This window comes from Bradyrhizobium sp. DN3, assembly GCF_041357655.1.
Taxonomy (GTDB): Bacteria; Pseudomonadota; Alphaproteobacteria; order Rhizobiales; family Xanthobacteraceae; genus Bradyrhizobium.
Genome location: NZ_JAULLN010000045.1, coordinates 1 through 20,687 on the forward strand (window position 1 = coordinate 1; position 20,687 = coordinate 20,687).

Here is a 20,687-nt window from a genome sequence, read left to right on the forward strand (position 1 = left end):
TCAGCGCGCCGTCGACCTAATCGATTGGTCGATCACACCGTTTACGACTCATGGCCAACAGGAACAATCTGCGGCCCCTCACCTCCCCGAACCAGCCCAGGGGGCGCCAGGTAGAAGATGATCGTCGCGAAGGTTGGTGCAATTGAGAGCACGAGAGAGACGTAGGTCGACGATGATGCCTATCTCGCTTCTGGGTACCTCTATGCTATTGAAGATAGTGACGCGCGTTGCTTATCTGCGAACGGCAACCGTTTTCTGGCCGACCTATGTATTCAGTTCGCTCTCGGATATGAGATGCGTGTGGATAGTAAGATCGCACGACTCGAGCTTCGATATGCTCAGGCATTTCGGCACGCGAAGATCGTGACCTTTAGAATAGGGGAGACTGGAAATGGTAGTTTCGTCTGCGCAGACGCAGCGAACTGGATGTTGAATTGCAAAGAAGAGATTTGACAGTCATGTCTTCATTTTTAGTGCAGCAAGACTCAAGCTCAGCAACAACGAGCGCGGTCAAACTGCTTTCGGCTCGTCGGCTGATCGTGAAGATTGGCTCCGCACTGATCGCCGATGCAGACACTGGAGAGATACGCGGACATTGGCTTGAAACGGTGATGGAGGATGTCGTCCGATTTGTCGCGCGCGGGCAGCAGGTGATCATCGTCACTTCCGGCGCTGTCGCAGCTGGATCACGTCGCTTCGGTCCGTTGGATAAGCGTCTGCAAGTTGAGGAGAAGCAAGCGGCCGCCGCGATCGGTCAGGTTCAACTCATGCATGCCTATAAACAGAGTTTGGAACGCCGTGGCTTCGGCGTGGGGCAACTGTTGTTAACCGCCGAAGATATCGATAGCCAGCATCGATGCCTCAATTCGCGGTCAACCCTTCAACAACTTCTGAAAGTTGGCGCTGTACCCATTGTCAACGAGAACGACGCGACCGCAACGGCCGAGATATGTTTTGGCGACAATGACCGGCTGGCGGCACGGGTCGCGCAGATGGTCAACGCCGACGTTCTCATTCTGCTTTCCAACGTAGATGGCCTCTTCACGGAAGATCCGCACGACAACCAGTTTGCCCGTCTGGTGACAGAGGTGCGATGCATTACCCCCGAGATAGAGGCCATGGCCGGTCATTCCGCCGCTCGCCATAGTTCGGGCGGTATGGTGACAAAGTTGATGGCAGCAAAGATAGCCATGGACGCGGGCTACGAAATGGTCATTGCGAATGGAAACAAATCCTATCCGCTTGCCGCCATCGAGAACGGTGGGCCATCAACATGGTTTTTTCCGTTCGCCAAAGACAAGGCTAGCCCCGACGCCCATGCCAACGGTTTGCCGCAAACCTAAGGGTTGTCCAGTCACGGAGCTCTTCTCCGGGACGGCCGTTCTCACCAAGTGCGGTTGAGGTCCGACCGTATCGCCGTAGTTCGAAAAGCGCAGGCTCGTTGAGCTCAATTTGATCGAGAAAGTCTCCGCCGCTCCAGCATGCCTACACCCGCCGGCTCATCGGGCATTTATGGTCGTTCCTCCCGAGGAGGCGGAGCTACATGACCGGCTTGTGGAGAAGGCCAATGCAAGGGCCCGATTGTTCGTTCTTATCGTGGAAAAGTGGGAGAGCGCTCATGGCGATCAAGACCATCCGTGTCGCGACCGATGTCGGCGGTACCTTCACCGATCTCGTTTGCTTCGAGACCGATCATTCCACCGGCGAATCCCGCGTCATCAGCGCGAAGTCCGACACCACCCCCCGCAATTTCGAGGAGGGCGTCCTGAACGCCCTCAAGAAGGGTGGCGTCGATCCAGGCTCGCTCAACTTCTTTGCCCATGGCGCCACCGTCATCATCAACGCGCTGACCGAGCGGAAAGGGGCCAAAGTCGGGCTCATCACTGCCGAGGGTTTTCGCGACACGCTTGAGATTGCGCGCGGCAACCGTCCCGACTTCTTCAACCTGCATTACCAGAAGCCGAAGCCCTTCGTTCCGCGCTACCTGCGGCGCGAACTTCTCGGCCGCATGTCCTATAAAGGTGAGGAGTTGAAGCCGCTTGACCTCTCTGGCCTTCCGGCAATCATCGATGATTTCAAGACGGAAGGGGTCGAGGCGGTCGCCATCTGCTTCCTTCACTCCTATGCCAATCCGATCCATGAGCAGGCCACGCTCGCTGAAGTGCAGAGGCTCTGGCCCGAAGTCTCGGTCGTATCTTCGCACCAGATCACGCGCGAATGGCGGGAATACGAGCGCACCAGCACGGCGGTGCTGTCGGCCTATGTGCAACCGATTGCCGAGTATTACCTGTCGCGACTTCTTGCCGGACTGAGAGAGAAGGGTTTCAGCAAGAAGGCCTATATCATGCAGTCGAATTGCGGCGTAGATTCGCTCGAGTCGGTCTCGAAAATTCCGATCACGATGGTCGAGTCGGGACCTGCCTCCGGCTTCTGGGGCGCGGCTGAGCTCGGTAAGCTGATCGGCGAGCCAAGCGTGCTCGCGCTCGATATCGGCGGCACGACCGCGAAGTGTTCGTTGATCGAGAACGGCGACGTGAAGATCAAGACGGATTACTGGATCGAGCGCGACCGTACCTCAGCGGGCTATCCGATCATGGTGCCGGTGGTCGATCTTGTCGAGATCGGCAACGGTGGCGGTTCCATTGCTTGGGTTGATGACTTCGGCAAGCTCCATGTTGGCCCGCAATCAGCCGGCGCCGTGCCCGGGCCCGCCGCTTACGGCCGGGGAGGAACCCAGGCGACCACCACCGACGCCAACCTCTGGCTCGGCCGCATAAACAGAGATTATTTCTGCGGCGGCGAAGTCGTCGCTGACATGGCCGCTGCGAAAGCGGCGATCGAAGCTGTCGGCCAAAAGCTCGGTATGGACGCCGACGTGGCGGCGCGCGGCATCATCCGCATCGCCAACAACAACATGGCTAATGCGCTCAAGCTTGTTTCGCTCAACCGCGGGCATGACCCGCGCGAGTTTACCCTCGTGGCCTTCGGGGGGGGCGGCGCTATGCATGCTGTGGCGCTGGCGGCTGAGCTCGGAGTCCGCAAAATCGTCGTGCCGGCAGACGCTTCAGTCTTCTCGGCTTGGGGCATGATAATGTCGGACCTACGTCGCGATTATTTTGTGACGCGGCCCATCCACCTGAAGCAGGGCGCCGCGGCGCGCATCGAGGAGGTCTTCGCGGAAACGGAGGAGCGGGCTCGTGCCCAATTCGCGTCCGAAGGCATCGAGGCCTGCCGAATCCGCTTCCTGCGACACGGTAAGTTCCGCTACCAGAATCAGGAACATACTACTGAGGTGCTGATCGCGCCAGGCCAGCTCACCGATGAGCGCCTCGCGGAGATCGGAACATCCTTCCGCGAGACCTACGAGCGCGAATACACGTACAAGCTCGACGCGCCGGTTGAAATTGTCGGCATCCATTTGATCGCTTCCGCTGAAGCCGGCAAACTTACCATGAGAAAGCGCCAGTCGACTGGAGCCCAGGCGGAGGCCGTGCTCAAGGGGCATCGCAACGTCGATTATGCGCTCGAGGGCGTTCACCGGGCCGCGATCTACGACGGCGACAAGCTCGAGCCGGGCATGATCTTCAGCGGCCCAGCGATCGTTGAGTATCCTGGCACCACAGTCGTTGTCCATCCTGGCAACCTGGTCGAGATCGATGGCTACGGCAACATCCATATACAATTGACGGCGGAGAGGTGACGGCGATGCCGACAGAGATCGACGACCCGATCACGCTGGAAATCATCCAGAATTCCCTTCAGGCGACCGCCGACGAGATGTTTGCGGTGATGAAGAAGACCGCGATGAGCTCGATCATTTACGAGGTGCTCGACATGGGTACCGGCGTGACTGATGCGAAAGGCGCGCTCGCTTCGTCGGGCGCAGGTATTCCAGCTTTCGTCGGGGTGCTGGACAAGGCCGTGAAGGTGATCGCGAAAAAGTACGGGAAGCCGGGTGATATCCTGCCGGGTGACGTCTTCGCAACCAACGATCCTTACTACGGCGGCGTCACGCATCTGAACGACATCGTCGTTGCCATGCCCGTCTTCGCGGGCGGGCGCATCGTAGCCTGGACGGCCAATATCGCCCATAACTCAGATCTCGGCGGCATGGCGCCTGGTTCGCTCACCGGCGAAGCGACCGAGATCTTCCAGGAAGGGCTGCGGCTCCCCGCTGTCAAGATCATCTCGGAGAGAGAGCCGATCCGCTCAGTGATGGAAATCATCAAGGTGAATTCGCGCATGCCTGACGTGCTGGAAGGCGATGTCTGGGCAGCGATCGCTTCGGTGCGCATCGGAGCAAAGCGCCTGCAGGAGCTCGCCGAAAAATATGGCGTCTCGACCTTCGAGAACGCCATGTCCTCCTTCATGGATTTCGGTGAGCAGGTTTCGCTCGCCGAGCTCGCGAAGCTACCGAAGGGCGCATTCGAGCTCTCGGAGGAGCAGGATGACGGGCGCATCTTCAATGTGAAGATCACGATCTCCGACACCGAATTCGTCGTCGACCTGCGCGAAAACCCCGTCCAATCGAACAACCCCGTGAACACCAGCCGTGACGGAGTGATGGTCTGCGCGCAGATGTTGTTCAAGTCGCTGACCGATCCCAATTCGCCTGCCAACGAAGGCTCCTTCCGGCCGATCCGGCTGATGACGCGCGAGGGCTCGGTCTTTCATGCCAAGGAGCCAGCGCCGCTTGGTTTCTACTACGAGATCGAGCTACGGGGAAAGGACCTCATGTGGCGATGCCTAGCGCCACATATGCCCGAACGGCTGGCGGCTGGACATTTTGGCTCGCTCTGCGGCACTTTCATCGGCGGCATCCATCCGGACACCGGCCGCCAGTACACGATCATCGAGCCGCAGCTCGGCGGCTGGGGGGCGAGCCCCGGCCGCGATGGCAACACCGCCATCTTCTCGAGCTTCCACGGCGAGACCTACAACTGCCCGGCAGAAATCAACGAGGCACGTAACGGCCTCTTCGTGGACCGCATGGAGCTCAATCTGGAGCCGGGCGGCGAGGGTAAATACACCGGCGGACGCGGCATCGTCATAGATTACCGAATCCGCAGCGAGAATGGCTTTCTCACCGTCGGCTACACGCGCTCAAAGTTCCCGCCCTGGGCGCTCGCCAGCGGTCGCGCGGGCTCACCCAATTACGTCCTGTTCATCCGCAAAGACGGTTCCAATGAACGCTTTGCTTTCGTCTCCGGCCTCACCACGCACGCCGACGAAATTATCCGCATCGTGACCGGCAGTGGTGGCGGATATGGAGATCCGAAGGAGCGCGACCATGCAGCAGTCGAGGAGGACATCAAGAACGGCCTCATCACGCGCGAACGCGCGCGGGAGGTGTATGGAATCGAGTAAGTGGCGGCATTGCGGCATTGCCGCCAGCGCGGGCCGGCGCCAGCTGCCGCATCGTCAACCGTAGCCATCGCTTCATTAGCGTCGCCTCGTCCGCGTCAAGTATCCTGGGAGTGAAGCCGCCGACAAGATCGATGTGCGTTCTCCCTTAATGGTTGGGCTGGTCGCAAGTGTTGCAGCATTGATGAGCACGGGTTAAGCGTCGCACTCTGATGCGAGCCCCGCAATCCCACAATCAGTCGACTCGCCGATTGATTGTTCGCTGGGAAAATGACCTCGGCCGAGCGAACCATCCCATTGACGCGCATCGCTCCTGCCCTCAATCACCAGCGTCGTTAGCCTCGCATTCCCAAAGACCCTCAACTTCACCTGACCTGCCACCGAGTTTTCATCCAGCGGCGGTTAGAGTCTCAGAGCTTTGTACGCCAAGTGGCGTGGGCGGAGCAACGGACGATCGGCGGAGCTGGTCGGAGTTGCGTAGGCGATCGTCCGTTGCGGTGACGTGCGCGGCATAAGCCGCGGGGTCAGGTAGTTCAGTGACGAGCCGTTCTGCATCGGCTTTCCCGGCGCGATGAAGTGCCAATCGATGACGACGTCCTTGCTCCAGGCAAGCATGGCAGTGCAGGTGAACTCGATTTCGTGGTCGGAGATGACCAGCTTGCCGCGTCGTTCGACGATTTCCGTGAGTTCGCGGGCAATGCGCCTTTCGGAGATCGACGTCTCCGGAATGGCGGTGACGTCGTCGACGATGTTGAGGATACGGAAGCGCCGGCCGTTGGCGAACTGGTCATGAACGAAGTCCAGCGACCAGCGCGCGGGCTACCTCGGAATGGGCGCCGTTGCTGGACGCCAGCAACGTCAATCACGGCCAGCTGCTGCCGATCCTGTTGGACAGTCGCGACGATCAGGGCCGTCCGCTGCTCGGACCGCCGCGAGGCGGACGCGAAACCAGCAACTTTCTGCGTAACGCCTACGCCGACACCCCATCGGCCGTCGAGGCCCTGCGCTAATATTGGATGCCGATCCGCTACGCACGCGCCCGCTGATCACCGCAGATGTGGAAGCTTATACCGGTTGAGATAAATGACATCGATCCGCATGCCTGGCTCACACAAACTCTTGAACGGATCGTGCGGGACTGGCAGGCCTCTCAGATGGATGACCTCATGCCTTGGACCTTCAAAGCCTGAACGGCTTCTGCTTGATTCAGCTTGGCGCTTACCGTACAGGTCCACATAGCGAGACAGGCGCCCGTTCGATTGTCGCCGCCGCGCACGCATCCTCTTTGCATCCCGTCCGAGCCAATGAACCACGATCGCTGGTCGGCAGTGAGTAACTTTTTCAACGGCCTCTAGTGCTAGTAGGTTCGTTGTTCCGGGGTCTCGGGTAGGAGTGATGTCATTCTGAAAGATACGACAAAATGCGCACACAGTGTGCGGTCTTTATGCTTGCAGCTTACGGAAGGAGAGAAGCGCGGCCCTTATTGCGCCATTTACCTACGAAGGAGATACGATATGAGGGGAGGAGGCGAGCTACGTAACATGCATGCTATCAAACCGTCTAGAATCAAGCGTCTGCTCATACTTACGTTCCTTCCCGGCTATTTTCAGTCGAGCGTGGGACTCCATCATGGTAACGAAATAGGGGAGAGAGCTCATTGACTTCATCTCTAGTGCTGGAGCGCTAAACCAGGGCCACAACAAATCACCAGATTAAAGGAGCGATTGCTGAGTATCTAGCGTCGGATTCCGTAGTCCACGGTCTTGACGTAGCCAGTCCGGCAAAGATCGAATTTGTGGAAACTTTCAGCTCTGTCATACTTTTGGAACGCGGTCTGCAATACCGGTCCCAGTTCACGGGGCCAAGTGGTGCTGATGCTGTTGGGGCAGCTCTAAAGCTCTCACGCAAAGTCACTTGACGTCAAAATATCATTTCATTCACGCATGGATATCATGGCATGAGTTTAGGAACGATTGCTGCGAGCTGTAATCGTTGCTAGCGCACAGCCAGTGGCGTTTCTTTGTTCGGCGCAACTGTCTGCCGTATGAGGGCTATCTTTCGTATCGATGCGTTTCCCGGCCGCCATGACGATGACCTCCGCCTTCTCCTTGGCGACTCGTGGAGGATAGCTATAGCTCCATGCGTCATGGACCTAGGTCCGCAGCGTGGAGATAGCGCGCTTCCGCACGGGCAAGTTCGTACCTCAACAGTTCGAAGACCTCGTCATTGCCCTCAATACTGGCAGTGTTCTCCTCAGCGAGGATGCGACCACAGACCTGCCGCATCGCCGCTATTGCAGCTCGCATGGATTGGTTGGCCAGATCACTGACGCAGAGTTGGAACGATCACGACGGGCAACCTGTTCTGCAGTGCTCTTTCGTGAGTGAATGAGAATCGAATCGGCTCCAGCGTCGGCATAAGAGTGAGCGCGCAAATTGCTTCGCCCATTCCACGGCCGCCGATTATCGCCTCATCCGAGCCACAAGAACCAAGTCTTTCGCGACCGTATCCTTCACGGCGCGCAAGTGGCCGGAGAATTCGTCGATGTCGGCGAGGAGTGGTGCCGATCGCCAACGAGCGAGTTCATCTTCGGAAAGCCACTGTCGTCCAGTGCGAGGCCCGCAGCGCCACGTTGGCAGAGATTGCGGGCAGGCAGGCGTGCATTATTGAAATTCCCGAAGCGCTGTCCCCATCTACGAGAACAGGTAGTTCGGTCGAGTCCACGGTGCGCTCGACCACGTCGACGAGTGGCTCCATGACGCTTCGGTGGCATCGCGGTAGCCGAGAGAGCAGGCAATAGACAGACCCGATGCCAAGAGACCGCTGAAACCTGCGCGCTCGGCGATCGTGGCGGCGATATCGTCATGCGCTTCCATCAGGAACGAGAGTCCGCCGCTGGAGCAGACGTGAGCGCGCAGCATTTTTGCGAGTGAGGAATCAGTGGATTGGTCAGGGCCGTTGGCGAGGACAGATTGTGAGTGTTCTTGCATGCCGATTCCTTGTGTTAACCGGCCGACGTTCATCATTCGACAGATGATAAATTTCTGCCATCTAGATCAACTATCGGCGAAAACTCTAGCCAAAGATGGTCCAGTTTGCCGGCCTCAGTTCACCGCTTCGACAGCTACCGGGACCTTGTTGTCGAGACCTCGGCCGGAAAAGACGTCGCTATACGGAACGGGCTCGCATGAATGGTGTTTACAATCGAAAAAGCGCCCGCCTCCAAGGCCGATGGCCAAATCAAAAGTCCAATCAGTCAATATCTCTGTTTCCCGGTACTACGTACCGTTCTCCCAGCTCGAGCCGGCAGGGGTGGTGACACGCCGGAACTGCCAACGGTCACGTCTGCATTTTGTACCTGCCAGGTCGCGCTATCGGCAAATCGCACGTCATCCAGCATAATGTCTAGGACATGATCCTGGTCGAGCCCGCGCATCACCACCGTACCATTATCGCCACGCACGCGGCGCAGCACGATCTCGCGATACACTGGAATCTTGTGGCCGCTGGCGTGAGTATCGTACTGTGTATCGAATATGATCGACCATCGGTTGCCGCGCAGACGCACATTCTCATAGGTCACCTTTTCCACCAGGCCTCCTCGGCTGACGTCGCTGTTGATGCGCAGGCCCGACGTCGGGCCGGCGAGGGTCAGGCCGCGCACCAGTATGTCGCTAACGCCCGAGCTTGCGTCGCTGCCGATCGACATGCCGTGCCCCCAACCGAAGCAGTTATCGATGATGGAGACATAGCGGGTGGGACCATCCTTGCCGGCTTTGATCGCAACATTATCGTCTCCAGTGCGGATAAAGCTGTGGGTGATGGTCACATCTTGGCTGGCGCTTGCATCAATGCCGTCGGTGTTCCGGGTATCGGCCGGAGCATCGATGGTGACGCCCCACAGGGTGGCACCTTCGACGCGATTCATCGCCACGTGGAAACTGGACGCGTTGCGCAAGGTGATACCGTGGAAGGTAATGTCTTGCGCACCGTCGATCTGGATCAAGCGCGGGACGTTCTGTTTTCCACCTTCGGTTTGCGCGCGGCTGGCCAGCCGCCACCAAGATCCAATGCTGCCGAGCGCGAACGCGCCGCCCAGGCCATCGATGATGCCGTCGCCATAGATGCCGCCGCCATACGTTTTGGAAAAGCTGATGAACGGCCGACAGCCGTCGCCTTTGTCATCGATGGTGCCACAACGTCCCGAGCCCTTGTCATAGGCAGTCGGCTCGGGGATGGCAAAGAGCGTAGCATTGCGCTCGATCCAGAGTGTAACGCCCGATTTCATCTCGAGCGGACCCGACCGGAACTCGCCCGTCGCCAAATAGACTGCTGCGCCAGCGGGGCAATGGTTAATCGCATCTTGCAGCCTGGCCGTATCGTTTTTGCTGGAGGGGACCATGCGGGCGCACACCTGTCTAGGCGCGACAGGTTCGGCGATAGTGCGGCGATCTTGGGCCTGGGCGCTGGCGGAAAGAGCGATGGCAGCAACCGTGGACAGCATGGCCCGGTAGCGGAAAAGGTCTGTCATGAACACCCTCGTGCGTTTGCGCCATCTAGGCGATGTGATCTGTCCCGGAGCTGAACGTCAGACAATTCTGGCTCACAGTTAGGGAGGCTTTCCGAAGAAGCGCCAGAGGTCCGGTTAGCGCTCATTCACTTCCCAATTGCAGAAGCGCTCAGGCCCGGGCTCGACGCAAAGTCCGCGATTTTCCCCCGAATTGGTCGTGTCGTTGAACCCGACGGCGCGCAGTTTCAACTTTTCCTCGGAGTAGTTGTAGACCGACAGGGCAGTATTGTAGCAGGTGGCAGTGTACTGGTCGTAATTCTTTACTCGGTTAGCCATGCCCGACATCCAAGTTGGAATCGTGCAACAGGATGACGCCGCCGGAATTGTCGGCGCGCAAACGGATGTCCGAGCATTCGATGTTGTTGTTCCCACGGCGGATGACGGCGCGGGAGTTTTCAGGAGCACCCCGGATCCTGGGATTGCGGCTCTTGGTTCCAAGCAGCGTGTCATGGAGGTCCCGATGGCGCCTGTCAGGGTCAAGTCGCCGCGAGCTTGCCGCTGAACGTCCGTGTTGTATTCCCCCGCCAAGGCGGTGCTGGTGATCAAGGCCGCGGCCGCCATGCCCAGTGCCCCGGTCGTCCTGTACGTCTTCATGATTGCCTTTCGTCGCATAAAATGTCGTGTTCTGCGGTCGACAACTCCGACAAAGCAGGGTAGCTGGACGGTATTGGCAAGCAGCGGAGCAAAAGCTGGGCCAATCGCCGGATGCCTCCGCATATGAGAGCCGCTGCGTCGACACCTGGTCGGAGCGAACTGCGCAGCACCTCCTTTCTATCTGAAAGCAAACCGGCGCTTGTTTGGTATCCACCAACATGTTGCGAACATGACATCGATTTCGCTGTTTCATGCCGGCCTAAATTCTGCAGCGGCGTCACACACGGCATGGAGAGCAGGCGGCAATACAATCAGGAGCGCGTTTGAGTGTCGATCTGCGACGCTGTGATGCGGTCGCCGGCCGCACCTTGTGCATCAAACATTATTGCCGCGCATTCTGACCAGCATCGGGGAGGATTATGACGGGCCGTCCATCGCATAAAGAGTAGAAGGTTAGCCACCCGGAAGCCTATGACGAGAACGAGGCGCTTGTTGTCCAGTTCGAAGTGAAGCCAAGAAGGGCAACTTGGCCGCAACCACCGCCTGCTCAGCTTCAGCGCCTAACTTCGCAGGGCTGGGAGGTCCGCCAATGGCATCCACTTAGCCAACTGGATGACGATACGCGGTGTGTACGGACCGTCTGACTATCCTCAATAGAGCGTTGATAGAGGTCCGGGAAGCCATTGCCGTAAGCATCCGGTGAGACTTTCAATTACCCACAAATGCTTGATTCGATGGCGGTAGTCCTGATCGAAAAATCTTGAATCGTATGAATCGCTTGTGATTCATTGTCGGGCACCTGAATCGCGACGGCGAGGTGCCTTGATGTGTTCAAGCGGAGCGGCGTGTCATTGCTCGGCCGGCCCGGATGATGGTGATGAAAGTGCCGTCGAACATTGGACGAGCGCGAGATCGACAAGACAGCGTTCAAGGCTGCCCGTCTCGGTCGACGATTTAGCGAGCTGTTGAAGCAAATTGGTGACGGCATGGGCGGGAGCATACCGTTCGCGCGCCAGGATTGGGCGAACACGAAAGCGGCCTACCGCTTCTTCGCCAACGAGTGCATGGAGGAGGCCAACATCCTCAGTGGTCACTTCGCCGCCACGCGCGCGCGCGTTACGATGATCGTAGAGGCCCGATCCTCCTTATTCAGGACACGACGGAATTCTCCTACCAGCGCGCGAACACGAGCGCTATTGGCCTGACCAAGAGCGTCAACAGCGGCCGGGACAAGGACGGCCGTTGGCGCCATCACACGGTCTGCGGAATGCTGATGCATTCCAGTCTCGCCGTGGCTATCGAGCGCCTGCCGCTGGGATTGGCGGCGGTGAAGTTCTGGACACGGAAAAAGTTCAAAGGCACGGCGCAGCTTAAGAAGAAGATTAACCCGACCCGCGTTCCGATTGAGAGGAAGGAAAGCGTTCGCTGGCTCGACAATCTCAGGCAATCAATCGAGCGGCTCGGACAGCCGGATCGTTGCATTCATATTGGTGACCGCGAAAGCGATATCTAAGAATTGTATTGCCTGACGCCGGAGCTTGGGCGCTCACTTCCTTGTCCGCGCCTGCGTCGATCGGCTGGCGGGCGATGGCGGTCATACGATTGCAACCGAGATGGAAGAGACCAGCGTCAAAGGCTTGCATTACATCGACGTGCGCAACGACAAGGGTGAGAAGTTCAAGCGGATCGCGGACTTGCCTCCCATCGGTAAGCAGAAACGTTATCCAGCCCTCGATCTGACGATAATCCATGCGACCGAGCGCGGTACCCCAAAGGGCCGTAAACCGATTGAGTGGAAGCTCATCACAGACCTAGCCGTCCGCGGTCGCTCCGAAGCAATCGAGAAGATTAACTGGTACGCCATGCGGTGGAAAATTGAGGTGTTCCACAAGATCTTGAAATCGGGCTGCAAGGCGGAAGACTCAAAGCCCCGGACCGCGGAGCGACTTGCCAATCTAATGGCGGTCTTCTGCATTCTCAGTTGGCGTGTCCTCTGGCTCACCATGCTCAATCGCATCGCCCCAGACGAGTCACCGAAGCTCGCATTGACGGACACCGAGATCGCATTGCTCGATCGACTCATCAGCGGCGCGAGCCATCGACGATGTCGCCCTGGAACCCTTGCATTCTATCTTACCAAACTTGCACGATTGGGTGGCTACCTGGCCAGGGCGGGCGATCCGCCGCCTGGAAATGTTGTCATCTGGCGCGGCCTCTCGAGACTCACAGATATCGAACTCGGCGCCGAAATCGCAACTCCTGGAAATGTGGGTAATTGAAAGCCGGTGAGAACCGCGTAGCGGTCACTCAGGCAGCCTGATTGGCTTGCTTGTTCTGGTCGCGCCAATTCCAGGGCAGGAGTTCGTCGAGCCGTTGGATCGGATGTGCAGCGATGCGCGCCGGGACGTCGGCGAGCCAAGCTTGAGGATCGAGGTCGTTCATGTTGGCCGTTACGATCAGGCTGTACATCATCGCGGCACGATCGCCACCGCGATCGGAGCCACAGAACAGCCACGACTTCCGCCCGAGGGCTATGCCGCGCAGGGCTCGTTCGGCGGCGTTGTTCGACAGGCAGATGCGTCCGTCCTCAAGGAAGCGGGTGAACGCGCTCCAGCGCTTGAGCATGTAGTCGATTGCCTTAGCGACATCGTTGCGCCGTGAGAGCTTGGCACGTTGCTCACCCATCCAGTTTTCCAAATCGGCGACCAGCGGTGCGCTGAGTTCATGACGGACGGCCCGGCACCGTTCGGGTGTCTCGCCGTTGATGCCTCGCTCGATCTCGAACAAGGCGTCGATCCGGCGGACTGCTTCCAGCGCCAGAGGCGAGATCACGCAGGCTTCTTGCCATGTACCTTGCGGCGCGCATTCTCCGCCAGATCAGCCATCACGAAGAACGGCCGTCTGGCATGGACCCAGCATGCGGCTTCCAGGATCGGACCTGCGTTGCGGCCCGGGTCGTAAAGCTTGCCATAGCCGCTATAGGCGTCGGCCTGGAAGATGCCGGTGTAGCCGGCTAGGTGGGCCTGGGGATGCTCGCCGGCGCGATCGCGCGAGTAATAAAGTACTGCCCCCGGCGGGGTCTGCCTGCCAAAAGGCTTGTCGTCGCGCACATAGCCCCAGATGCGGCCGGTGTCGGTCTTCCCTTTGGCCCGGACCGGCGCCGTAGTGTCGTCCCCGTGCAATCGCTCGGCGCTCAGCACATGGGCCTCGAGCCGCCGGAACAAGGGCGTCAGCGTGACTGTGCAGCCGCCAACCTGGTCGGCGAGGGTCGACACTGATTGGCACACCCCTTCCTTGGCATAGCGTTCGGCCTGCCAGGTTCAGCGGCTGGTGCTGGCCAAACTTCTCGAACAGCACCATCGCCAACAAGCTGGGTCCTGCCCAGCCGCGAGCAATCACATGGAACGGCGCCGGGGCCTGGCTGATCTTCTCGCAATCACGGCAGCTGAACTTCTCCCGGACGTGCTGGATCACCTTCCAGGATTTCGGGATCACCTCCAGCGTCTCGGTAATGTCCTCCCCGAGCTTGGACAACCGCGCTCCGCCGCAACAAGCGCACGCCACAGGTCTCGGCACAAGCACCCGCTCGCGAGGCAGATGGTCGGGGAACGGCTAGCGCGACGGCTTCTTGCGCGTGAACGAGGCCACCTTCGTGGTCCTGGCCGCGGCCATTTCGGCTGCAAGTTCGTCCTCCGTCGCCGAACTCTCCAGTTCCTCCGGCGTCAGTTCAGGCTGGGTCAATAGCCGCGCGGTGCGCTCCGAGCGCGGGTCATAGCGATCACGGTTCAGCTTTTCGATCTGCAGCTTGAGGTGAGCAATCAGCGCATGGTCGTCGGACTGCTGGGCACGAACGCTGGCAAGTTCGGCGCGTGCTGCCAGCAACGCCGCCTGCAGCGCCTCAATGTCTTCCGGTAGCTTCTCGGGACCGTCACCCATGCCCAATGGAATCACAAAAGCCGCGATTTGGCGCGGGCTTTTTGCAATCTCACGGGATTATTGCCTATCCGCGCTCTGCGGCCGCCAGCTGTGTTGAGGGTTACGCCAGTCGATCGCCTACAGCAAAGAGCCCATCTGAGCTGCGGTCAGCGACACCACGCCGTCCACCGTCGCTGGCCAGATAAATCGGCCACGGTCCAGCCGCTTGGCATAGAGCGATAGCCCGACCCCGTCGTGCCAAAGCGCCTTAATCAGTCTGCCGGCACGACCACGGAACACAAAGACGTCGCCGGCAAAAGGATGTCGCCCCAAGCCCTCCTGCACCAGCAATGCCAGACCCTGCATTCCTTTGCGCATATCAGTGTGACCGGTTGCGATCCAGATTCTCGCCCCTGCTGCGATCGGGATCATCGCCGCTCCAGCAGATTCAACACGCGAGACAACGCGGTCATATCAACGCCGGCGTCGACGATCACGTGACAGGCCTTACCGACGACGATTTCCATGCATCCGCTCGCTGGCCCCACTGAAGCTACTGGCGGCGCCGCCGGTTGGTCCGGCGTCACCATCGCCAGCACAAAGGCTGGCTGATGTTGTTCAATATCGCTCGTCCGCGTCCCAAATGATCGTCGCCAAGTCAACAGGAGCGAGCGCGAGATGCCGTATCGTCGTGCTGTCGATGAGACCGCGCGCGGTGTCTGCAAACTCTCCAGAACGATCTTGAGTTTCTCATCATCGGTCCAGCGACGGCGACGGCCAGTCTCGACAACCTCGAACCGTTCAATCTGAGCACTGAACTTATTGCTGTCCAAGGGCTGTTACACAGCACTCGTCTTAACCCAGCAAGGCGGCCCTCACCGGAGGGAGACCCATTGCCGAAAGGCCGGTTATTAGTCGTGCCGTCGGGCCCAACGACCATGTCAACGCGAAGTGTACTAAGGACGTGAAGCCCGGGAAGGCTCTCGGCAACCTGGCGCATTGCAGGAGCTCCTCCATCTGGCGGAGCCGTTGGTGGTACGTTGCCGCTATGGGATCGAGCTCCGGTCAATCGTTGGCTGCCGGGCTATCGCACCAGCGCCACCGGATTTCGGGCCTGTCGTCGGCGAGGGCGGTGGCGGTACGACCTCGCACGCTGGACCTCGGAGGATCTGGTCGACGTGCTCCACAGCGAGGGATCCTGCCGCGCGCTGACAGTGAAAGGGACGTGTGATCTACAAAGCCAACTCGCAAGAAACGCCCGAAAGACCGCCCCTTCGTCTATCCTCGTAGGCCCGATAGACCGGGTTGAACAACGCCCTTTGGACCGCAACGTCACGGGTCAGCGGGTTTGCGCGGCGGCTAGGCGTTCCGCCGCCCGGCCGTGGGGCTTGTCCGCTGCCAATGGACCTCCGGACTGCCGGTTCGGGCGAGTCACAGCACGGCCCCGACAAATCGTCGATTGCCCTTGCCGCTGCGGCCGGGCTCTCTTGCTTGGCAAGAGCAGGCAGCTCCATCTTCCTTCACTTATCGGTTCATCCATAGCTTCAATCACAACCAAGCCCGGATGAGAGGCCAGAGCTCCAATAGAGCCCAGGTCGCGGAACGAGGGCTGCCTCAGCGCGTTCCGCAAGATCCCAATGATCCCATTCTTCCTTGAACCGGCTCGGCTTCACGCCCATCCCGCTCCGAGGTGATAAGTCTACCAATTTTGGCAGGAGATTGCGGAGCTCAGGTTAGCTAGGAGCTCCCCGAGAGGCTGATATCCATTTGAATGGGCCTCGCCTACGAGCCTGGAAGGGGCCTATGCCAAGAGTTGACCATTTTGCCAGTGGAAGGACGATGTCAGTCTTGCTGGATCGGGCTTTGCTGGCTCTGTCCGCCGTAACCACAGCAATCCTTTTCGGTTGGCTGCTATACTACAGCAGTTACGGTCTCAATCCCTCCGACGAAGGCTTATACCTCAACTTTTTCGCGAACCCATTCGCCTATGCAGTCAATAGTCCACCGTCGCTCTTCGGCTTCGTCTATCACTGGCCATATCAGTGGGTGCGGGGCGACATCGCAGCACTTCGCATGGCGAACGTCACGCTCACCATGGCGCTGGGCTGGATTCTTAGCTTCCTTATGATCCGGCGCCTCTGGACAGCGGACTGGTCGCGCGCGGCGGTACTATCAGCGGGCATCGGCAGCTTGGCATTTAGCAACTTTCAAGGCTGGTGGCTTACACCGAGCTACTACGCACTGACCTTTCAATCGCTCTTGATGGTGATGACAGGCTTGCTGCTAGTCGACGGGCAAGGGCGCATTCGCCAAGCCTTGGGAGGAATCCTGGTCGGCGTTGGCGGCTGGTGCTGCTTCATGGCCAGGCCGACCACCGCTGCGGCCATTGCGCTGGTCGTTATGCTCTATGTCGTCATCTTGCGCCGAAAGTCTCTGCTGCTCATGCTTGGCGCGGCGCTGGTCGCTCTCGTCCTACTGATCTTTACCGCCTACTCGATTGACGGCAGCATTACTGGGCTCATGACTCGTATGGTCAACAGCGCTGAGATGGAAATCATGCTGGGTGCCGGGCACGAGGTATCTCGCATTTTTCGGATCGACTGGCTCCCCGCCAGTCACGGGCAACTCGCTATCGCTGTGTTAGTGGCGATAGCCCTTCTGCTCAGTGTTCTCATGGGAGCTACGCACAAGTTGCTCCCATCGCTTGCTCTCGCTGCGGTGTTGATCCTAACAATCACAATTGTGCTGGTGGGGATCGATCCGATCAGCATCAAGCCTTCGACCCTGTTCCCGGTACTGGCTTTCACATGCTTTGGCGCGATGTTCTATCGTGAGGGATTGCTTCTGCGTACCCAGGCTCCTACCAGCATCGCTCTAGCGCTAACTTTTTTGGTCCTGCCGCACCTATCCGCGCTGGGCTCCGCTGTCAATTACTGGTTCATCGGTTCGCTCGACGCCTTGTTCTGGATGCTCGCAGTCGTTGCTTTCCTGAGCCCTCTTGCGCAACAGAGAGGCAGCCTCGCCACCCTACTGCCCCTGGCGGTCTTGGCACAGCTGCTCACTGCATCAGTGGTCAATACCAGCATTCTCAAGCCTTGGCGTCAGGTGAAAGATCTGCGCGCTTATACCGCTGTTACGCCGCTACCGGGCCGTGGAAATTTGGTGCTCTCGCAACCCCTTCACGACTATCTGGCCACGGCCAAAGCCCAGGCTCGTGCGGCTGGCCTTGAAGTCGGTACCCCGGTGGTCGATCTCACTGGCCTCTCGCCGAGCCTACTGTATATGCTCGAGACGCGAGCGCTCGGTCTACCATGGCTGATCGGGGCATTTCCCGGCAGTAACGCAGTCGCGGTGGAAACGCTCGGACTTGAGAACTGCGCCGATATGGCCAAAGCGTGGATACTGATCGAGCCGGAGGGTCCGTATCGTCTTAATCAAGCCAGTGTCATGGCCTCCTTTGGAGCTGGGCAGGCGGACTACGTCGCCGCCGCTGCGTTCGACCCCCCCGTCTTTGACGATGATTATCCGAATGATACCAGGCAGTTTCTGCTTAAGCCCGTACGCCGCGCCGCCCTTGCGGAGCAAGCTTGCCGTGAAGCCAGGCGACAACGGCTGGCTAACCAGAAAGGGAGCCAATGGTGAAAGCTGTGATCCTCGCGGGTGGCCTTGGAACTCCGAGCAAACCCGCCTTCGGCCCATGCCCATGATCAAGATCGGCGGGAAGCCGATCCTCTGGCACATCCTCAAAATCTATTCGCCATGGCAAGATACTTCGCGAATTATTCCCTCCATAGGTCAGATGTAACGCTTCTCGTCGGTGAGAACGGCATCGAGCGCCACCACCGCGCTGACGGCCGAGCTCGATCATGCCCGCCGGGGTGCCCTCCTGTTCATGGATGGCGACGGCCAGCATACCCCGGCACTGGCCAAACAGCTCGCCAGCGACTGGATCTAGGATGTCTAGTGACGTGGTCTATATCGCCAAAGCCCATAGCGACAATGAAGCCCTACTGCGGCGCCTTTCGATGCGCGGCTTCTATGCCCTGACCAACTGGGGCGCGGGGCAGAAGATCCCGGAAGATGCCGCATGAAGGAAATTCTCAGACCGGTCATCGAAAATCCGCAAGAAACCGCGGGCCTGCCGGTGCTTTCCGTTGTCGTTCCCACTTTCAATGAGCGCGATAACGTCATCACGCTGTTCGAGAAGCTGCAGGCGACGCTAAAGGGCGTCGCCTGGGAAGTGGTCTATGTCGATGACAATTCCCCCGACGGCACCTGGGAGCTGGTCCGCGAGCTGGCGCGCCGCGACGGCCGGGTGCGCTGCATCCGCCGGATCGCACGGCGTGGCTTGTCAGGCGCCTGCATCGAGGGGATTTTGGCCTCCTGCGCGCCCTATGCCGCGGTGATGGACGCCGACCTGCAGCATGACGAGATGCAGCTGCCGAAGATGCTGTCGCTGTTGCAGAGCGGAGCGGCCGAGCTCGTGGTCGGCAGCCGCTTCATCGCGGGCGGCAGCGCCGACAGCTTGAACAAGCAGCGCGCCAACGCCAGCGCGTTCGCGACCAAAATGGCCAAGCGCGTGCTAGGGGTCGAGATCGCCGACCCCATGAGCGGGTTTTTCATGATCCGCCGCGACCGCTTCGAGCAGCTCGCGCCGCGACTCTCCACCCGAGGCTTCAAGATCCTGCTCGACATCGTCGCAACCGCGCACGGAAAGCTCAAGACGGTCGAGATCCCCTATACGTTCGGCTCTCGACTGCACGGCGAGAGCAAGCTCGATTCCGTAGTGGTGCTGGATTTCCTCGGGCTCGTGCTCGCCAAGCTCACCAATGACACGGTCTCTCTGCGCTTCCTGATGTTTGCGGTGGTCGGCTGCACCGGTCTGTTCGTTCATCTCGGCGCGCTGTTTGTCGCGTTGAGGCTTTTCAACCCGCCATTTGTAGAGATCCAGGCCCTCGGCGCCCTTATCGCCATGACCTCTAATTTTGTCTTGAACAATTTCCTAACCTATCGCGACCAGCGGCTGAAGGGTTTTGCGATCCTGCGCGGTCTGGTGGCATTTTATCTCGTCTGCAGCGTTGGCCTGTTTGCCAATATCGGTGTCGCGTTTTCGGTCTATGATCAGGAGCCGATCTGGTGGTTGGCCGGAACCGCGGGGGCCCTGATGGGCGCGGTCTGGAATTACGCGGTGTCCGGGCTGTTCGTCTGGCGCAAGCGATGAGTCCCGCCGGCTCGTCCGCAGCGGGCCCTGTCGATCCTCGCGTTGATTGCGTTACGGCTCGTCGCCGCGGCCTGGAGGCTGCGCGCCTTCGACGAGGCCTATTACTGGGCCTGGTCCAAACATTTGGCGGGAGGTCGTTACGATCGCCCACCGCTGGTGGCGCCGGTCATTCGTGCCGGCAATCGGATTGACGCCGGAGGCGCCAGCCTCATCGACCTCATCGCGGCGATTCCACGTTGGCGAAGTAGGCCCAGCTCATACTCCGATATCGTCCCGTTCAGTCCGAGCAGCAGGCGGTCGTTGACACGCCTGGGATCACAGGCGCCATCGGGATCGATGACTAACGCGCCGGCGAGGGCGCATAGGTCAACCAAGTGAAGCCAGTCGCGTCCATTGCGCGCGAGCCGCGATGCAATAGACGGCACCGAGGTCGCCCGAACACGCCATCGCCACAAGCCGCTCAAATCCGGGCCGCTGAGTGCTGCCGAAACCTGAGCGGCCAAGTCGTCGTCGATTACGTCCTACTTAAATCCTGCGGTTTCCGCAGCTTGTGCCGGGTCATATTGCCGTCGCATGCTTTCGTGATTCCGCATGACTTGGGACATTATCGAGTTGGCGAACGCAGACGGCGGCCACGCGACTGAGATGATCCGGCGTGATCTTGATACTCATGGTCACCTCCCGACATCTGAATGGTCTCGAGGCCCGCCGGATCAGGCCTTTGGGATTGGCCCCGAGCGGCTTCTGGGAATCCGACGGCTCAGATCCAGACTCAGTTGATCGGCTGGCGATATTAGCTTTTCTTCATCTCCCTCTTCGTCGAAGGACGAGATCGTGCGCCTCGAAACCGGGCAAGTTCGTTGAGCACTTCAATACTGACCTCCGGCGATCCCAGCGCCATGCCGGTACAGTAAGGTTCGTCTAACATCCAATTGGGCACCTCACGACTAAACCCACGCCGTTCCTCCATGCAGGTGAACACTCCAAATCCTTGCCGCGTCGGAATGGTGCGACCTGAAGCGT

General features: G+C 59.4%; 15 protein-coding genes and 5 pseudogenes. 12 read left to right on the forward strand and 8 right to left on the reverse strand.

The window, feature by feature from the left end; genetic code table 11:
- Nucleotides 1-458: 458 nt before the first annotated feature.
- The 3 genes from proB to AAE027_RS36895 all read left to right on the forward strand — a co-directional run bounded on the left by proB (nt 459) and on the right by AAE027_RS36895 (nt 5,367).
- Complete coding sequence (gene proB / locus AAE027_RS36885; RefSeq protein ID WP_370990784.1) at nt 459-1,343, forward strand: glutamate 5-kinase; 885 nt, start codon at nt 459-461, stop codon at nt 1,341-1,343.
- Nucleotides 1,344-1,618: 275 nt separating this feature from the next.
- Entirely contained in the window at nt 1,619-3,700 is a 2,082-nt protein-coding gene (locus AAE027_RS36890; protein ID WP_370990785.1) for a hydantoinase/oxoprolinase family protein, read from the forward strand.
- Nucleotides 3,701-3,705: 5 nt separating this feature from the next.
- Complete coding sequence (locus tag AAE027_RS36895) at nt 3,706-5,367, forward strand: hydantoinase B/oxoprolinase family protein (protein WP_370990786.1); 1,662 nt, start codon at nt 3,706-3,708, stop codon at nt 5,365-5,367.
- Between the two features lie 385 nt (nt 5,368-5,752).
- Here the strand turns inward: AAE027_RS36895 and AAE027_RS36900 are convergent.
- A pseudogene (locus AAE027_RS36900) lies at nt 5,753-6,180 on the reverse strand (IS3 family transposase); the annotation flags it as partial.
- Between the two features lie 23 nt (nt 6,181-6,203).
- Here AAE027_RS36900 and AAE027_RS36905 point away from each other — a divergent pair.
- Nucleotides 6,204-6,374, forward strand: coding sequence for a hypothetical protein (locus AAE027_RS36905; RefSeq protein WP_370990787.1), 171 nt, complete (start codon nt 6,204-6,206; stop codon nt 6,372-6,374).
- Between the two features lie 45 nt (nt 6,375-6,419).
- Nucleotides 6,420-6,554: a transposase domain-containing protein gene (locus tag AAE027_RS36910; protein WP_370990788.1), complete on the forward strand. Its 135-nt coding sequence runs from the start codon at nt 6,420-6,422 to the stop codon at nt 6,552-6,554.
- A gap of 954 nt (nt 6,555-7,508) precedes the next feature.
- Here AAE027_RS36910 and AAE027_RS36915 read toward each other — a convergent pair.
- From AAE027_RS36915 to AAE027_RS36925, 3 genes and pseudogenes are all read right to left on the reverse strand, one after another.
- Nucleotides 7,509-8,285 (reverse strand): annotated as a pseudogene (locus tag AAE027_RS36915) (isocitrate lyase/phosphoenolpyruvate mutase family protein).
- Nucleotides 8,286-8,620: 335 nt separating this feature from the next.
- The gene (locus AAE027_RS36920) at nt 8,621-9,895 is read right to left on the reverse strand and encodes a glycoside hydrolase family 28 protein (RefSeq protein WP_370990789.1); all 1,275 of its coding nucleotides are present in this window, start codon (nt 9,893-9,895) and stop codon (nt 8,621-8,623) included.
- A gap of 114 nt (nt 9,896-10,009) precedes the next feature.
- The gene (locus tag AAE027_RS36925) at nt 10,010-10,210 is read right to left on the reverse strand and encodes a hypothetical protein (RefSeq protein WP_370990790.1); all 201 of its coding nucleotides are present in this window, start codon (nt 10,208-10,210) and stop codon (nt 10,010-10,012) included.
- A 1,214-nt stretch (nt 10,211-11,424) separates the two neighbouring features.
- Here AAE027_RS36925 and AAE027_RS36930 point away from each other — a divergent pair.
- The 3 genes from AAE027_RS36930 (at nt 11,425) to AAE027_RS36940 (ending at nt 12,807) form a co-directional block, all read left to right on the forward strand.
- A complete protein-coding gene (locus tag AAE027_RS36930) occupies nt 11,425-11,733 on the forward strand; it encodes an IS4/Tn5 family transposase DNA-binding protein (RefSeq protein ID WP_370990791.1) in 309 nt (102 codons plus the stop codon).
- 68 nt (nt 11,734-11,801) lie between these two features.
- A complete protein-coding gene (locus AAE027_RS36935) occupies nt 11,802-12,041 on the forward strand; it encodes a hypothetical protein (RefSeq protein WP_370990792.1) in 240 nt (79 codons plus the stop codon).
- Nucleotides 12,042-12,066: 25 nt separating this feature from the next.
- Nucleotides 12,067-12,807 (forward strand): IS4 family transposase, encoded by a 741-nt coding sequence (locus AAE027_RS36940; protein WP_370990793.1) that lies wholly within the window; start codon nt 12,067-12,069, stop codon nt 12,805-12,807.
- 28 nt (nt 12,808-12,835) lie between these two features.
- Here the strand turns inward: AAE027_RS36940 and tnpC are convergent.
- The 3 genes and pseudogenes from tnpC to tnpA form a co-directional block, all read right to left on the reverse strand.
- Nucleotides 12,836-14,464: pseudogene (gene tnpC, locus AAE027_RS36945) on the reverse strand (IS66 family transposase).
- A 117-nt stretch (nt 14,465-14,581) separates the two neighbouring features.
- Nucleotides 14,582-14,875, reverse strand: coding sequence for an IS66 family insertion sequence element accessory protein TnpB (tnpB, locus tag AAE027_RS36950; protein WP_370990794.1), 294 nt, complete (start codon nt 14,873-14,875; stop codon nt 14,582-14,584).
- Nucleotides 14,872-15,276 carry an IS66-like element accessory protein TnpA gene (gene tnpA, locus AAE027_RS36955; RefSeq protein WP_370990795.1) on the reverse strand — a complete coding sequence of 135 codons (405 nt, stop codon included), beginning with the start codon at nt 15,274-15,276 and terminating at the stop codon, nt 14,872-14,874. Before tnpA ends, tnpB begins: the two co-directional genes overlap by 4 nt.
- Before the next feature lie 1,006 nt (nt 15,277-16,282).
- Between tnpA and AAE027_RS36960 the strand changes: the two genes are divergently transcribed.
- The 4 genes and pseudogenes from AAE027_RS36960 (at nt 16,283) to AAE027_RS36975 (ending at nt 19,664) form a co-directional block, all read left to right on the forward strand.
- Nucleotides 16,283-18,085 carry a hypothetical protein gene (locus AAE027_RS36960; RefSeq protein WP_370990796.1) on the forward strand — a complete coding sequence of 601 codons (1,803 nt, stop codon included), beginning with the start codon at nt 16,283-16,285 and terminating at the stop codon, nt 18,083-18,085.
- A pseudogene (locus AAE027_RS36965) lies at nt 18,082-18,286 on the forward strand (glucose-1-phosphate cytidylyltransferase); the annotation flags it as partial. The gene AAE027_RS36960 and the pseudogene AAE027_RS36965, both read left to right, overlap by 4 nt.
- 1 nt (nt 18,287) lies before the next feature.
- Nucleotides 18,288-18,528, forward strand: a pseudogene (locus tag AAE027_RS36970) (glycosyltransferase family protein); the annotation flags it as partial.
- A 2-nt stretch (nt 18,529-18,530) separates the two neighbouring features.
- Nucleotides 18,531-19,664, forward strand: coding sequence for a glycosyltransferase (locus tag AAE027_RS36975; RefSeq protein ID WP_370990797.1), 1,134 nt, complete (start codon nt 18,531-18,533; stop codon nt 19,662-19,664).
- A gap of 137 nt (nt 19,665-19,801) precedes the next feature.
- Here AAE027_RS36975 and AAE027_RS36980 read toward each other — a convergent pair whose 3' ends face one another.
- The gene (locus tag AAE027_RS36980; protein ID WP_370990807.1) at nt 19,802-20,089 is read right to left on the reverse strand and encodes a recombinase family protein; all 288 of its coding nucleotides are present in this window, start codon (nt 20,087-20,089) and stop codon (nt 19,802-19,804) included.
- Nucleotides 20,090-20,687 lie beyond the last annotated feature (598 nt).

Coding starts and splice junctions, on each gene's coding strand:
- proB (WP_370990784.1), top strand. CDS start 459: ATGTCTTCATTTTTAGTGCAGCAAGACTCAAGCTCAGCAACAACGAGC.
- tnpB (WP_370990794.1), bottom strand. CDS start 14,875: ATGATCCCGATCGCAGCAGGGGCGAGAATCTGGATCGCAACCGGTCAC.
- AAE027_RS36890 (WP_370990785.1), top strand. CDS start 1,619: ATGGCGATCAAGACCATCCGTGTCGCGACCGATGTCGGCGGTACCTTC.
- AAE027_RS36960 (WP_370990796.1), top strand. CDS start 16,283: ATGTCAGTCTTGCTGGATCGGGCTTTGCTGGCTCTGTCCGCCGTAACC.
- AAE027_RS36925 (WP_370990790.1), bottom strand. CDS start 10,210: ATGGCTAACCGAGTAAAGAATTACGACCAGTACACTGCCACCTGCTAC.
- AAE027_RS36975 (WP_370990797.1), top strand. CDS start 18,531: ATGAAGGAAATTCTCAGACCGGTCATCGAAAATCCGCAAGAAACCGCG.
- AAE027_RS36935 (WP_370990792.1), top strand. CDS start 11,802: ATGCATTCCAGTCTCGCCGTGGCTATCGAGCGCCTGCCGCTGGGATTG.
- AAE027_RS36920 (WP_370990789.1), bottom strand. CDS start 9,895: ATGACAGACCTTTTCCGCTACCGGGCCATGCTGTCCACGGTTGCTGCC.
- AAE027_RS36910 (WP_370990788.1), top strand. CDS start 6,420: ATGTGGAAGCTTATACCGGTTGAGATAAATGACATCGATCCGCATGCC.
- AAE027_RS36895 (WP_370990786.1), top strand. CDS start 3,706: ATGCCGACAGAGATCGACGACCCGATCACGCTGGAAATCATCCAGAAT.